This is a genomic window from Vibrio sp. B1FIG11 (genome assembly GCF_905175335.1).
Taxonomy (GTDB): Bacteria; Pseudomonadota; Gammaproteobacteria; order Enterobacterales; family Vibrionaceae; genus Vibrio; species Vibrio campbellii.
The window spans coordinates 1376350-1390807 of record NZ_HG992752.1 but is presented as its reverse complement, the minus strand read 5'-3'; the positions used below and the strand labels follow the sequence as shown (position 1 = coordinate 1390807).

General features: G+C 45.8%; 17 protein-coding genes. 13 read left to right on the top strand and 4 right to left on the bottom strand.

Annotation, left to right across the window (positions count from 1 at the left end; genetic code table 11):
* Positions 1-406 precede the first annotated feature (406 nt).
* The 12 genes from KHO06_RS22940 to yegS all read left to right on the top strand — a co-directional run bounded on the left by KHO06_RS22940 (position 407) and on the right by yegS (position 9813).
* The gene (locus KHO06_RS22940; protein ID WP_005447171.1) at positions 407-805 is read left to right on the top strand and encodes an ATP synthase subunit I; all 399 of its coding nucleotides are present in this window, start codon (positions 407-409) and stop codon (positions 803-805) included.
* Complete coding sequence (atpB, locus tag KHO06_RS22935; RefSeq protein ID WP_005533315.1) at positions 806-1573, top strand: F0F1 ATP synthase subunit A; 768 nt, start codon at positions 806-808, stop codon at positions 1571-1573.
* A 49-nt stretch (positions 1574-1622) separates the two neighbouring features.
* Positions 1623-1859 carry a F0F1 ATP synthase subunit C gene (gene atpE / locus KHO06_RS22930; RefSeq protein WP_004727739.1) on the top strand — a complete coding sequence of 79 codons (237 nt, stop codon included), beginning with the start codon at positions 1623-1625 and terminating at the stop codon, positions 1857-1859.
* Between the two features lie 43 nt (positions 1860-1902).
* Positions 1903-2373, top strand: coding sequence for a F0F1 ATP synthase subunit B (locus KHO06_RS22925; protein ID WP_005431830.1), 471 nt, complete (start codon positions 1903-1905; stop codon positions 2371-2373).
* Positions 2374-2381: 8 nt separating this feature from the next.
* Entirely contained in the window at positions 2382-2924 is a 543-nt protein-coding gene (locus tag KHO06_RS22920; RefSeq protein ID WP_212582598.1) for a F0F1 ATP synthase subunit delta, read from the top strand.
* 12 nt (positions 2925-2936) lie between these two features.
* Entirely contained in the window at positions 2937-4475 is a 1539-nt protein-coding gene (gene atpA, locus KHO06_RS22915; RefSeq protein ID WP_212582597.1) for a F0F1 ATP synthase subunit alpha, read from the top strand.
* Between the two features lie 21 nt (positions 4476-4496).
* Positions 4497-5357 (top strand): F0F1 ATP synthase subunit gamma, encoded by an 861-nt coding sequence (gene atpG / locus KHO06_RS22910; protein WP_005431811.1) that lies wholly within the window; start codon positions 4497-4499, stop codon positions 5355-5357.
* A gap of 23 nt (positions 5358-5380) precedes the next feature.
* On the top strand, positions 5381-6766 hold the full coding sequence (gene atpD / locus KHO06_RS22905) for a F0F1 ATP synthase subunit beta (RefSeq protein ID WP_005431749.1): 1386 nt from the start codon (positions 5381-5383) through the stop codon (positions 6764-6766).
* Between the two features lie 15 nt (positions 6767-6781).
* Positions 6782-7219 (top strand): F0F1 ATP synthase subunit epsilon, encoded by a 438-nt coding sequence (locus KHO06_RS22900; RefSeq protein WP_005431788.1) that lies wholly within the window; start codon positions 6782-6784, stop codon positions 7217-7219.
* 207 nt (positions 7220-7426) lie between these two features.
* Positions 7427-7852 (top strand): bifunctional diaminohydroxyphosphoribosylaminopyrimidine deaminase/5-amino-6-(5-phosphoribosylamino)uracil reductase RibD, encoded by a 426-nt coding sequence (locus KHO06_RS22895; protein WP_009704172.1) that lies wholly within the window; start codon positions 7427-7429, stop codon positions 7850-7852.
* A gap of 139 nt (positions 7853-7991) precedes the next feature.
* Positions 7992-8897 (top strand): LysR family transcriptional regulator, encoded by a 906-nt coding sequence (locus KHO06_RS22890; RefSeq protein WP_005431828.1) that lies wholly within the window; start codon positions 7992-7994, stop codon positions 8895-8897.
* A 13-nt stretch (positions 8898-8910) separates the two neighbouring features.
* Entirely contained in the window at positions 8911-9813 is a 903-nt protein-coding gene (gene yegS / locus KHO06_RS22885; protein ID WP_212582596.1) for a lipid kinase YegS, read from the top strand.
* A 65-nt stretch (positions 9814-9878) separates the two neighbouring features.
* Here yegS and KHO06_RS22880 read toward each other — a convergent pair whose 3' ends face one another.
* From KHO06_RS22880 to KHO06_RS22865, 4 genes are all read right to left on the bottom strand, one after another.
* Positions 9879-10214: a NirD/YgiW/YdeI family stress tolerance protein gene (locus KHO06_RS22880; RefSeq protein ID WP_038892365.1), complete on the bottom strand. Its 336-nt coding sequence runs from the start codon at positions 10212-10214 to the stop codon at positions 9879-9881.
* A gap of 17 nt (positions 10215-10231) precedes the next feature.
* Positions 10232-10879: an AcfA family outer membrane beta-barrel protein gene (locus KHO06_RS22875; RefSeq protein ID WP_212582595.1), complete on the bottom strand. Its 648-nt coding sequence runs from the start codon at positions 10877-10879 to the stop codon at positions 10232-10234.
* Between the two features lie 137 nt (positions 10880-11016).
* A complete protein-coding gene (locus tag KHO06_RS22870; RefSeq protein WP_045369078.1) occupies positions 11017-11997 on the bottom strand; it encodes an HAD family hydrolase in 981 nt (326 codons plus the stop codon).
* 171 nt (positions 11998-12168) lie between these two features.
* Positions 12169-12957: an SUMF1/EgtB/PvdO family nonheme iron enzyme gene (locus KHO06_RS22865; RefSeq protein WP_212582594.1), complete on the bottom strand. Its 789-nt coding sequence runs from the start codon at positions 12955-12957 to the stop codon at positions 12169-12171.
* 176 nt (positions 12958-13133) lie between these two features.
* On the opposite strand from KHO06_RS22865, the gene KHO06_RS22860 reads away from it, so the two are divergent.
* Positions 13134-14456 (top strand): anaerobic sulfatase maturase, encoded by a 1323-nt coding sequence (locus KHO06_RS22860; RefSeq protein WP_005437723.1) that lies wholly within the window; start codon positions 13134-13136, stop codon positions 14454-14456.
* Positions 14457-14458 lie beyond the last annotated feature (2 nt).

The window sequence follows — 14458 nt, the reverse complement described above, 5'->3', positions numbered from 1 at the left end:
AAATAGTATCTTTAAGATTATATAACCAATAAATCACTTTAATTCCTTTCGTGATGGAGTGTCACTTCCATGTGACAAGCTTTTCGTCTTAACCCTGATAAAGACGGCTTATTCAATGTATATTTCATTTTTGATTTGTTCAAATAAAATAACACTTCAAAAATGGAATGATAATTTGCAAGTTTTTCGATTTAGATTATTAAAATTATCGGTGTATATTTCTTGGGAAACGGAAATACGGAGTGATTCCGTTTTGATTTTTAAATATGTGAATAATAATTATCAGATCAAATTTAATTCTGTGTATTAAATTCATCTTAATATGATTCGTCGTCACTAGGCAGCTTTATTTTGTGAAGTTTAATTGTCAGAAGTTTTAATTCGATATTATTTTAAAGGGTGATTTATGGAAGCTAATATTCACGACGACCCAATATTGGTGGCAGGCAAGAGGATTCTGATTGCTCAAGCAGCTTTGGGTCTGGTATTCATCGCGTATGAGTACATGCGAAGCGGGACTCTAAGCGCTGAATCAGCAATCACTGGGGTACTGATTGCGATTCTTCCATCTCTGTTTGGCATGGTATTCGCGTCCATTAAATCTAGGGTGAAACCAGAAGAGAGTTTGCGTGACCTCATGCATCTGAGTCGAAATATCAAAGTCATTTACACCATAGTGATGTTTGTTTTGACGTTTCGATTTATGGCTCTTCGCAACATCGTGGTCCTGATAGGCTTTTGTGTGACGATGTTTGGTCACTTCTTAACGCCGCTGTTCAGAGACCGCTTCGAAAGGAAGGCATAAATGGAGACTGTCCAGTCCGCTCATGAATATATTGAGCACCACTTGACCTTTCTCACCGCCGGCGACGGTTGGTTTGGAATTAACCTTGATTCCATGATCATGGTCTGGTTGACGGGGCTCGTTTTCATCCTTTCATTCCGTTATGCGGTGACGAAAGGAACGAAAGGAGTACCAGGACGATTCCAGTGTTTGATCGAGATAATATTTGAGTTCGTCGATGACATCGTAAAAGAAATATTTCAAGCGAAGGACAAGTTAATTGGTCCTTTGGCACTGACAATATTTGTTTGGGTGTTATTAATGAATGCCGTGGATTTGTTACCGATTGATTTAATTCCTGCACTTACTCGTGCTGTAGGGGTTGAACACTTCCGTGACTTACCATCCGCTGACGTCAATATTACGATGTCGATGGCATTAGGCGTATTTATTTTGGTGTTAGGTTATACGTTTAAAAACAAAGGCGTGAAAGGTTTTATTAAAGAGTTAACTACTCAACCATTTTCACATCCGTTGTTATATCCAGTGAACTTAGTTCTTGAATTGGTGACGTTAATTTCTAAACCAATATCTTTAGGTCTTCGATTATTTGGCAATATGTATGCAGGTGAAATGATCTTCATTCTAATTGCATTAATGCCATGGTGGATGCAATGGGCACTAAGTGTTCCTTGGGCACTGTTCCACATTCTTATTGTTGTTCTTCAAGCATTTATTTTTATGGTACTGACCGTGGTTTATCTCGGCATGGCTGTTGAAGAGCATTAATTTCAAAAATCTTGTTTATTAATTACAAAATTCAATTCTAGGAGTTGTTATGGATATCGTTAGCGCAGTTCTTTACGTGGCGGGTGCACTACTGATCGGTCTTGGTGCAGCGGGTGCCGCAGCAGGTATCGGTAACCTTGCAGGTAAATACCTTGAAGGTGTGGCTCGTCAACCTGATTTGACCCCAATGCTTCGTACTCAATTCTTCATCATGATGGGTCTTGTGGACGCGGTGCCAATGATCGGTGTTGGTATCGGCTTGTACATCATCTTCGCTGTAGCGTAATTCGAATTAATAATTTTCATAACGTTATAGAAGAGAGGGTGCTATGAACTTAAATGCCTCAATGTTTGGTCAGGCGATCTCCTTCGTGATTTTCGTTTGGCTGTGCATGAAATATGTCTGGCCACCACTTGTAAAACTGCTTGATGAGCGTCGTGCTGAAATTGCCCAAGGTCTTGAGCAAACAGAAAAAGCAGCACAAGAGTTAGAACTGGCAAAAGCGAACGGTGAAGCGCTGCTGACAGAAGCTCGCTCAAAAGCTCAAGCTATCATCAACCAAGGTAAGCAACGTCAAGAACAGATGGTTGCGGAAGCGGTTGATCTGGCAAATCAAGAGAAAGCGCGCATTGTCGCAGAAGGCAAAGCAGAAGTGGAAAGCGAACGCAGCAAAGTTCGCCAAGAGCTGAAAGATGAAATGGCGGATCTGGTGATTGAAAGTGCCAGCAAGCTGATTAATCGCAATCTGGATAGCTCGGCTAACCGCGACTTGGTGAACCGCTTCATCAACGAAATGTAGGAGGGCACATGTCCGAATTGACAGTGGTAGCTCAACCCTACGCAAAAGCGGCGTTTGATTACGCACGCGACGCAGAATGCTTGGACGATTGGCAACAAATGTTTGCGATTACCCAAGTGGTCTTGGAACAACCTAACACGCTTCTGGTCTTGAATGACCTTGATGAAGACGGTTCTGAACAACCATTGTTGGATCTGATTCTTCATGCTGGCGGTGAATGGTTGAATCAAAACTTCGAGAATTTTCTTCGCATTATGGAAGAGAACAAGCGTCTAAAAGCGCTCAGTGAAGTAAACGTTCAGTTCCAAGAGATGAAAGCGGATTACGAACGAACCATGACAGTAACAGTGCGTGTTTCAGAACCTCTGGATGAGGAACAGATGGCAAGGCTTAAACAAGCGTTAACCGAAAAGTACGGTAAAGCCATCACACTAGAAACACAACTGGATCCATCCCTTGTAGGTGGTGTGGTGATCATAGCAGGGCAGACCGTGTATGACGGCAGTGTCCTCACCAACCTAAGCCGATTGGCGACCAACCTACATGTGTAACGGGGTATAGAAATGCAATTAAATTCAAATGAAATCAGTGAATTAATCAGAGAGCGAATTGTTAACTTCAACCTCGAAAGTGAAGCGAGAAATGAAGGTACTATCGTCTCCGTTAGTGACGGCATCATCACAATTCACGGTCTTGCAGACGTTATGCAAGGCGAGATGCTAGAACTGCCAGATAACCGCTTTGCGTTGGCTCTGAACTTAGAGCGTCATTCAGTTGGTGCTGTTGTGATGGGCCCATATGCGGACTTGTCAGAAGGGATGAAAGTAAAAGGCACCGGTCGTATTCTCGAAGTGCCAGTTGGTAACGGTTTGCTAGGTCGTGTAGTGAACACGCTAGGTCAACCTATCGATGGTAAAGGCGCAGTGTCATTCAACCGTATGGACCCAGTTGAGGTGATTGCCCCTGGTGTTATCGACCGTAAGTCTGTCGACCAACCAATCCAAACCGGTTACAAAGCAGTAGACTCCATGGTGCCAATCGGCCGTGGTCAACGTGAGTTGATCATCGGTGACCGTCAGACAGGTAAAACCGCGATGGCGATTGATGCCATCATCAACCAAAAAGAACTGGGCGTTAAATGTATTTACGTCGCAATTGGTCAAAAAGCATCGACCATTGCCAACGTGGTTCGCAAGCTAGAAGAGCACGGCGCACTAGAAAACACCATTGTGGTGGTAGCGTCAGCATCAGAATCAGCAGCGCTGCAATACCTAGCGCCATACGCAGGTTGTACCATGGGTGAATACTTCCGTGACCGTGGTGAAGATGCGCTGATTGTCTACGATGACCTATCAAAACAGGCGGTGGCTTACCGTCAAATCTCACTACTGCTAAAGCGTCCACCAGGTCGTGAAGCCTTCCCGGGTGATGTTTTCTACCTCCACTCACGTCTTCTAGAGCGTGCAGCACGTGTTAACGAAGAATACGTTGAGCGATTCACTAACGGTGAAGTAAAAGGCAAAACAGGTTCTCTAACCGCACTGCCAATCATCGAAACCCAAGCGGGTGACGTATCGGCGTTCGTACCAACCAACGTAATCTCGATTACCGATGGTCAAATCTTCCTACAAACTCAGCTATTCAACTCAGGCTTACGTCCAGCGGTTGACCCAGGTATTTCGGTATCTCGTGTAGGTGGTGCAGCGCAAACCAAAGTGATCAAGAAACTGTCGGGTGGTATTCGTACCGCGTTGGCGCAATACCGTGAATTGGCCGCATTTGCTCAGTTCTCTTCTGATCTAGATGAAGCGACACGTCGTCAGCTTGACCACGGTGAGAAAGTAACGGAACTCATGAAGCAGAAACAGTACGCACCAATGACGGTTGCTGAGCAAGCACTGGCGATCTTTGCTGCAGAGAAGGGCTACCTCACTGAAGTGGCACTAAACCAAATCTCTCGTTTTGAAGAAGAGTTGATGGCATTTGGTCGTACAAACGCGCAGCCGCTACTGGACAAGATCAACCAATCCGGTGATTACAACGACGAGATCGAGAGTGAGCTACACAGCTTGCTGAAAGAGTTCACTGCGCTGCAATCGTAGGACCACTAACAGGAGTCCGTTATGGCAAATACCAAAGAGATTCGCACCAAAATTGCTAGCGTGAGTAGCACGCAAAAGATTACGAGTGCGATGCAAATGGTCGCCGCCAGCAAGATGCGCAAAGTGCAGGAGAACATGCAGGCGTCCCGTCCTTACGCAGAGAACATGCGTAAGGTTATCGGTCACGTCTCGTCCGGTACGCTGGAGTACAGCCATCCTTTCCTTCAAGAACGCGAAGTGAAGCGAGTGGCTTACATCATCATCTCATCCGATCGAGGTTTGTGTGGTGGCCTGAACAGTAACTTGTTCAAAAAAGTATTGGCAGAAATGCAGGACTGGCAAGAGAAGGGCGTTGAAGTAGATACGACGCTCATTGGTTCGAAGGCAATCAGCTTTTTCCAGTCCCTCGGGAAAGTAATGGCGCAGACTTCTGGCCTTGGTGATGCACCAAAACTGGAAGATATGTTAGGTGCGGTTAATGCCATGATGGAGCATTACTCCGAAGGCAAAATCGACCGCTTGTTCCTTGTTTACAACCAGTTTGTAAACACCATGGTGCAAAAACCAACGGTATTGCAGATGCTGCCGTTCCCGAAAGAAGACATTTCACGTGATAAAGAGGCTCGTTGGGATTACCTCTACGAGCAGTCTCCTCAAGACATTCTCAACCACCTGATTCAACGCTATGTGGAATCACTGGTTTATCAGGGTGTGGTTGAGAGTATCGCTTGTGAACAAGCCGCGCGGATGATGGCAATGTCTGCCGCGACGGATAACGCAGCGCAACTGATTGAAGACCTACAGTTGGTTTACAACAAAGCGCGTCAAGCGGCGATTACTCAAGAGTTGAGTGAAATTGTATCCGGCGCACAAGCGGTTTAGAGAGAGAATTTGAGGTTTAAATTATGAGTATTGGCAAAATCGTCAAAGTCATCGGTGCGGTGGTCGACGTCGAGTTCGAACAAGGCAAAGGCCCGAAAGTTTACGATGCACTGAAAATCAACGATGGCAGCGATGGCTCACTGATGCTGGAAGTTCAGCAACAGTTGGGCGGCGGTGTAGTTCGCTGTATCGCAATGGGTTCTTCGGATGGTCTTAAACGTGGTCTAGAAGTGGAATCTACGGGCAACCCAATCACGGTACCAGTGGGTGAAGAAACCCTAGGTCGTATCATGAACGTGTTGGGTCATCCAATCGATGAATGTGGTCCAATTGGTGAGCAAGTCTCTTACGAGATCCACCGTGATGCACCAAGCTACGAAGAGCAATCTAACAGCACTGCGCTATTAGAAACGGGCGTTAAAGTTATCGACTTGATTTGTCCGTTCGCGAAGGGCGGTAAGATCGGTTTGTTCGGTGGTGCGGGTGTAGGTAAGACGGTAAACATGATGGAGCTTATCAATAACATTGCTAAAGCTCACTCAGGTTTGTCGGTATTTACCGGTGTAGGTGAACGTACTCGTGAGGGTAACGATTTCTACTACGAAATGAAGGAAGCGGGCGTTCTCGACAAAGTAGCCATGGTTTACGGTCAGATGAACGAGCCACCGGGTAACCGTCTACGTGTTGCGCTAACAGGCTTGACCATCGCAGAACGTTTCCGTGATGAGGGTCGTGACGTACTGTTGTTCGTGGATAACATTTACCGTTACACATTGGCTGGTACTGAGGTATCGGCATTGCTTGGTCGTATGCCATCTGCGGTAGGTTACCAACCAACACTGGCAGAAGAGATGGGTGTGCTTCAAGAGCGTATCACGTCGACTAAAAATGGTTCTATCACGTCTATCCAAGCGGTTTACGTACCAGCGGATGACTTGACTGACCCATCGCCAGCAACCACGTTTGCGCACTTGGATGCGACGGTCGTTCTGTCTCGTAACATCGCTGCTTTGGGTCTGTACCCAGCGATTGACCCATTGGATTCGACATCACGTCAGCTTGACCCTCAAGTGGTTGGTCAAGAGCACTACGATGTGGCGCGTAAAGTTCAGCAAACGCTGCAACGTTACAAAGAGCTAAAAGACATCATTGCCATCCTAGGTATGGATGAACTGTCTGAAGAAGATAAGCGCTTGGTATCTCGTGCTCGTAAAGTCGAACGTTTCCTAACTCAGCCTTACCACGTAGCTGAAGTGTTTACGGGCCAACCGGGTGTATTTGTTCCACTAAAAGACACCATTGCAGGCTTTAAAGCGCTGCTTGATGGTCAGTACGATGACATCCCAGAGCAGGCATTTATGTACTGCGGCAACATCGACGAAGTGCTTGAAAAAGCGAAAAAACTGTAAAGCGCGGGAGGCAATATGGCCATAGCGGTTTCACAAAATACGTTTCAACTGAATGTGGTAAGTGCAGAGGGCACACTTTACTCAGGTCCGGCACACGCTATCGCGGTAGCAGGTGCGGATGGTGAGTTAGGTATTCGTCCTGGTCACTCACCGCTGATCAGTAAAATCAAGCCGGGTGTTGCTCGTATTACGGGTGACTTGTCGAAGCCTGAAGAGATTCTGTATGTCTCTGGTGGTTTGGTCGAAGTCCAACCTGATGTGGTTACTGTGCTAGCGGATACTGCGCTTCATGGTAAAGACATCGACAAAGCAAGGGCAGAAGAAGCTCGCAGAGCGGCGGAAGAAAACATTCGCGCGCATGTAGACGATATCAGCTTTGCACAGGCACACATGGAGTTGAACAAAGCATTGGCGCAACTTCGTGCAGTAGAACTAACGATGAGAATTCGTTAGTCACTTTTTCGGAATGCGGTCTGAAGAGTGGTAATCAACGGGGCAACTTCGGTTCGCCCCGTTTTATTTTTTATGAATATCAGACAGGGATTGATTTGTTTGGGGAGGCCAAACGTAAGAGCTTTGCAAACACTTTTATATAGCGAGGAAAGCATGCTGGCGTTAGAATCCATCACCCAAATTTTGAATAACGAGTATCAGATCCAAATGAGCCAACAATTTATGCTTCGTGCGTTGGAAGTGTCACGCAACGCGCTGCCTGCTTGTCAACCAAATCCACCTGTTGGTTGCGTGCTGGTCAAAGACGGTGAAATCGTATCAGAGGGGCATACACAGGCGATTGGTGGCAATCATGCAGAAGTTGAAGCTCTCAAGGCTTACAACGGCGATTTAAGTGACGTGACCGCGTATGTAACACTAGAGCCGTGTTCGTTTGTTGGACGTACACCTGCTTGCGCAAAAACCTTAGTGACTTGCGGCATCAAAAAAGTGGTGGTTGCCATGTTAGATCCTGACCCACGTAACGCTGGTCGTGGTATCGACATCCTAAAAGAAGGCGGCGTAGAAGTAGAAATTGGTTTGTGTGGAGAAGAGGTGAGTGCCTTTTTAACCCCTTACCTAGGAAAATCCTGAGCGATTTTCAGAATATTCTTCGTCAATGCAAGGTTAAAACTCGCGAAAACATGCATAGACGCTCAAATCCGGTGTTCTGAGTCGTTAACTATCATACTGTTAGCTAAAATAAGACCATGTCCTGTTTTATGTTTGCAAAATGAAGAGCACCGATTTAAACCTTATCCCAATTTTTGTGGCGATTTACGAAGAGCAAAATCTTTCTAAGGCCGCTGCTCGTCTTGATATTAGTCAGCCAGCCGTCAGTAAAGCGCTTGCACGCCTTCGCGATATCTACGACGAACCGCTATTTCATCGAAGTACTTCCGGCGTAGAGCCAACCAGCTTCGCGATGGATATCTATCCCGCAATGGTAGCGGCGTTAAAAAACTTCACCTCAACACTTTCCGCTTCGAGCAGCTTCGATCCTAAAGTTTCTAACCGCATTTTTTCGATCGCCTGTGTATCCGTCGCCAGTTATGAGTTAATGCCGCAACTTATGCGTCAGATTCGTAAAAACGCGCCTAATGTAGGCTTAGAAGTACACCCTTTGTTTACTGAAGACTACGAGAGCGATCTGCGTTTACAGCGATATGATTTGATCATCGATATGCCACCACGTGGGCGGACGGTTCTTAAGATGGAGCCAGTATTTTCCGAACGTTTGATGGTAGTGTGCAGTGCAGATCATCCGCGAATCCATGACTCATGTTCTGTCGAGCAATTCTTAGCAGAAGAGCACGTTGTGGTTTCCCGTTGGCATGCACGAAAAAGCTTGATGAGCGAAGAGGATATCGAAGATCTGGCGAAACGTAATATCGTTTATCGTGCATCTGGTGCGATGGAGATGTTGCCAGTCATTGATGGAACGGAATACATTGGGATGTTACCGCTATCAACGATAAACCACTTTTCTAAAACCTATAACATCAAAGCGATACCGCTTCCTTTTACCGACAAAATACATGATTTATGTGCGATTTGGCACTCTAGTCGCAACAATGAAAGTGCGCATCAGTGGTTGAGGGCACAGCTTAAACAAGCAGGTAAGACGATCGAATATTAAGTAGGGGACGACCATGACAGCAATACGTGCCGTTCTAAACGGTAAGAAAGCGGGAACACCGGAGCTTCGCAGTGAGATCATGCGAATGCGAGAGCAAGGTGTGGATCTGCAAGTTCGGGTCACTTGGGAATCTGCGGATATGGAACGCTTAGTTATAGAAGCGGTCAATGAAGGCATTAAACGTATCGTTGTCGCGGGTGGTGATGGCACCGTCAATGAAGCCGTCACAGCACTCAACCAGGTAGACTCAAATGCTAGACCTGAGTTGGCCATCATCCCTATGGGGACGGCGAATGATTTCGCTACTGCGACGAAAATCCCCACCACGATTCGGGAGTCCATAGAACTTGCCGTTAAAGGTGAGGCCGTTGCGGTAGATAGCGTTCAAGCCAACGACCGTTATTTTATGAACATTGCAGCAGCAGGTTTTGGCGCAGAAATTACTGCTGAGACGCCCGTGGAGCTGAAGAACTTTTTAGGTGGTGGCGCTTACACATTAACAGGACTAGTAAAAGCGCTAGGCTTTAAACCTTATGATGGCTCGTTGACGATAGAGCAGGGCAGCTATCAGGGAGAAATTCTCGTTGGCGCGTTTTGTAATAGTCGTTTAGCAGGTGGTGGACAAGAGCTTGCGCCAAACGCACTTATTGATGATGGCTTAATGGACATTACTTTGGTGCATCCATTCTTGCCCCATGAGCTACCTCAGGTGATTGATGAAATTCAAAACCCAACCGAAACAGGGCACTTCGTTAAGCATACTCAGGCAAGTTGGTTAGAGATTGATTTTCCTAAAACGCTACCACTGAATTTGGACGGTGAGCCTTACCGTTCTAATAAGATTCGATTTGATGTCAAACCACAAAGCATCCGCTTGGTGCTTCCGCCACATTGTCCTTGCTTGAGTGTTCACTAGAAAAACGAAAAGCCACCGCTGACGATGGCTTTTGCTTAATTGGAACAAGGGATAATCGCTAGTGCTTAAAGTTTCTGAATCGTATCGACTTCAATTTGAGTTTTAGTCCATTCCGAATCCACTTCACCACGGATAGCAACTTGATCTTTTGGTGACACGTCTTGCCCCATCCAATCTTCGTTGTCGATCTCCACTTGGATTTCACCCGTGTTGTCTTTAAATAGGTAAGTCTCATTGCCCAACGCTTGCACAATGTTACCCGTTAACAACACATAGCTGTCATCAGCCGCTTTTTGTGCTTCTTTGACGGTATTGATTGCAGAGGTTTCAGGACCGGTAAAGGCAGCCAATGCTGAGCCTGAAAGTAGGGCGAGCATTGACGCAAGAATCAGTTTTTTCATGCTAATAGCTTCCTAATTTAGAAATAGTAAGTAGAACCTACGTTGATTGATGCTGTGTTTGCGTAGCTATCAAGTTGGTACTTCGCGTTTGCACCGATGGTCAATTGAGGGAAGATTTTGTATTCTGCACCAACAGAGAACACGGCACCCAATTCGTTATTCTTTTCTGTGTTGTGGAAAAGTGTTTTGCTCATTTCCACATCGTCATTTGAAACCAGTTCATGCTCTTCATACTTACCTGCTTTAGATTCGTATTGTGTGTAGCTCAGGCCTGCTTTCACTTTAGTGGTCCATTTGTCGTTTAATGCGTAGCTAAACACAGGAGCAAGAGTGATTTGTTTTGCCTTGATGGATGAATCCCATTCCATTTCACGGTGGTAGTCTTTACCATCAACGTTCTCGATGCCTAAGTTTTTTGAACGACTATCGTCCAGTTCAAATTGGCTGTAACCCAGTTCTACTGCCCAAGAGTCGTTGATCGAGTAGCCAACAAATCCACCAAAAATACCGTCTTCCAGTTCAGGGTTGAGATTCACACCGTCAGCTTCAAAAGATGTTTCAAAATCGTGGTCGGTGGTGCCGAATCCATACTCCAAACCCACATATGGTGCGGCTGCTACCGAAAATGAGCTTGCTGCTAGAATCGTCAGGGCTGTTCTTTTCATTATGTTTTTACCTCTTCGTTTTGATGGGAGGTATTGTGTGTGAAGAGTCGTGAAGTGATCGTGAAGAAAAGGCTAACGATTGAAAATGAATAAAAAAACTCCCCAAGAAGGGGAGCTTTAAAGAAGTCGTCATGGTGTTAGTAGACGGTACACCATTCGTTTTTCATGTCGATAAGATGCCAGTTGTCGCGTTGGTTGGCTTCATCCATCGCTTTATCTAAGTGACCGACGCTGGATTTACGGTCGTATTTCCACTCACGCTCTTCATCGGTATGGTGAACGATCATCGCCATCGAGTTTGGCTGACTGGTTGCCCACTGCATCATCGCGTGGTCACCGTCTGAGTTACCAATTGCGAGAACGGGTTTCTTACCAATGATGTGTTGAATGTTCTCCACTTTCCCGGCTTTGTCATCAATCGTTAGGATTTCACCTAACTTAGTCACAGTTGGCTTACCGTCGTTGTAGTCGTACTTGTATTTTAGTGCGCTACCAATGATTTGTTCTTCAGGAATGCCATACACTTCTGGTGCCCAAACACGCATAAAGTCCACACCGCCACCAGAGACAATGTAGGTCTTAAAGCCATGCTCTTGCAGGTAGGTCACCATTTCACGCATTGGCTTGTAAGTCAGTTCGGTATAAGCCTTACCAAAACGTGGATCTTTTGCAGCTTTCAGCCACTGTGCGACTTTCTCTTGGTATTCTTCAACCGTCATGCCGCTGTGCGTGACTTTAACGATCTCAAGCAGTGCTTTTTCACCGCCCTTAAAAACGCCTTCGATATCATCGTTCAGTACTGATTTGAACGGCTCTTGCGTCTTCCACTCTGGGTGGTCTTTTGCCATGATTTTCACTTCGTCTAGCGCATAGGCCAGCTGGAAGTAGAAAGGCTTCTCTGACCATAACGTACCGTCGTTATCGAACACGGCAATACGGTCTTGCTCAGGGATGAATGTCGATTTTGTTGTATCCAAAGATTGGTCAACGTAGTTTACAATGGCGGTCTTACTCGCTCCATCTTTCCAAGACGGCAGCAAGCTTGGGTCGCAATCTAAAGCCATCGCTGAGAACGATAAACCAGATAAGACTGCAAGGGCACAGATGTGTTTCTTCATATTATTATTTACCTAAGTTTGAATGTATTGCTTGTATACATTTGAGGTGAAACGTAAATGAGAACAACGTGGTTTTAGCCTCTTTCCCTAACCATTTCCCTAACCAAGAGACGTGTTAATTGGTAAGAATGCCAAAGGGGCAGTAACGTCGCTTCTCATGCGTAATCGTGCTTAATCAGCATCTTTAGCAAGGCGAAGTCCCATGTCCGACATAATTATAGACTGGCTTGCGAAATCTCGACGGAAATTCTCTGATTCATCAGAATCATAGGCAAAGCTGCCACCTCGTACGGACTTGTGTGCTAGGCCTGCTTTTTCGTCTTTCGCGTTGTTCGGATTCTCGGTTGGGCCAAAGCGGTAGAAGGTGTCGTCATAAGCATCAATAACGAACTCACCAACGTTGCCTGTCATGTCATACAGACCAAGTTCATTAGGTTGTTTTTGACCAACGGGGTGAGCTTGGTTTTTAGAGTTATCGACGTACCACGCCACATCAGCAATGTTGTTTGAGCCTGCGTAAGTGAAACCTTGGCTCTTGTTACCACCTTTTGCAGCAAACTCCCATTCCGCTTCTGTCGGTAAGCGGTAGTTTTCACCGGTCAGCTCGTTCAATTTCTCGATGAAGTAATTAGCCTGCTGCCAGCTCAAGTTGTTAACTGGGATGTCTGCACCTTGGAAGTAGCTCATTGAAGAACCCATGACAGATTCGAATAATTCTTGAGTGACCTCGAATTTGGAAATGTAGAAGCCGTCTACCTTTACTTCGCGTGCTGGGGTTTCTGCCTTATTGGCGGAGTCGCTGTCCGATCCCATGACAAATGAACCGCCTTCAACTAACACCATGTCTTGATCAATGTTGAGCGCGATAGGGTGCGGTGATTGAGTTGCACAACCACTCATTAATACGCTGAATGATAGAATGGAAAGTGCGGTTAACGATTTGCTTTTAAATGATTTCATCAATAGTTTCTCGCCAAAAAAGTCACGATAAATATTAGCAATAAACGCTATGAAAAAAGGTTATAAACGGTATAACAAGCCTCTTGTATTAATGGGATTTATGATTAGGTCATTAAGGTGAGAATGGCACGCTTATGAGCGTTCTCAGCTGCATTTCATAACGAAAAAGGTGACGTATGCACATTACTCAAGGTCCTCAGTTCAACGGTAAAGCCTCTAAGCGTTTACATGTCATGGCGAAGCCTATTGGGGCGGCTTGTAACATTGATTGCACTTACTGCTATTACCTCAGCAAACAGGACTTACTTGAGTACAAAAAAGGCTGTACGCCTGTGATGGATGAAGAGACGTTAGAAACCTACATTCGTCAGTACATTGAAGGGCAGAACACGCCGGAAATCATCTTCTCTTGGCAGGGTGGTGAACCAACGATGTTGGGCTTGGATTACTTTAAAAAGATTGTTGAGTTTCAATCTAAGTACAAGCCTGAAGGCGTGGTCATTTCAAACGATTTGCAAACCAACGGTACGTTGCTCAACGATGATTGGTGTGCATTTTTAAAAGCAAATAACTTCTTGGTCGGTTTGAGTATCGACGGCCCAGAAATGATGCACAACGCTTACCGAACCAACCGTGCAGGTCGTGGTACCTTTAACCAAGTGATGAAGGCTGTTGAACTGCTGCACAAACACGAAGTGAAGTTCGCAACGCTGACTTGTGTAAACAATCTAACCAGCCGCAATCCTCTTGAGGTGTACCGATTCCTGCGTGATGAAGTACGTTCTCCGCAAATGCAGTTCATTCCCATCGTGGAACAAAAAACGTTCCGTACTACAGCTCCTCAAACATGGGAGCCGCAAGAGCAGCTGAAACAAGGCGACAAGCGTCTGATTCCTGGTCACAAAGACTCTGTGGTTGAGCCATGGTGTGTGGCAGATGAGGCGTGGGGTAACTTCCTTATCGCAATTTTTGATGAGTGGATTCAACACGACATTGGCAAGGTGTTTGTTCAGTACTTTGAAGCGAGTGTAGAGACTTGGATGGGGCGCAAAAACCCACTTTGTACACTGGGCGAGATTTGTGGCAAAGGTTTGGCAATGGAACCAAACGGCGATGTTTTCGCTTGTGACCACTACGTTTACCCAGAATACAAGATTGGCAACATCCACCACGAAAAATTAGACACGTTGGCGTATGGTCCTGAGCAGCAAAAGTTTGGCTTTGCCAAGACTCGCTCGCTAACTAAGCAGTGCCAACAGTGTGATTACCAATTCGCTTGCTATGGCGAGTGTCCGAAAAACCGTTTCATTCGCACCAAAGACGGTGAACCAGGGTTGAACTACCTGTGTGCAGGCTGGAAAAAGTTCTTCTCTCATGCTGATAAGGCAATGGCATACATTCTTCGCGCTACGGGTAACCCTGTGGCACATGGCAAATACAGTGATGCAGTGTTACGTCAACAAGCGGCGAAGCGTCCTGTATTCGAAACCAAATTTTAAGG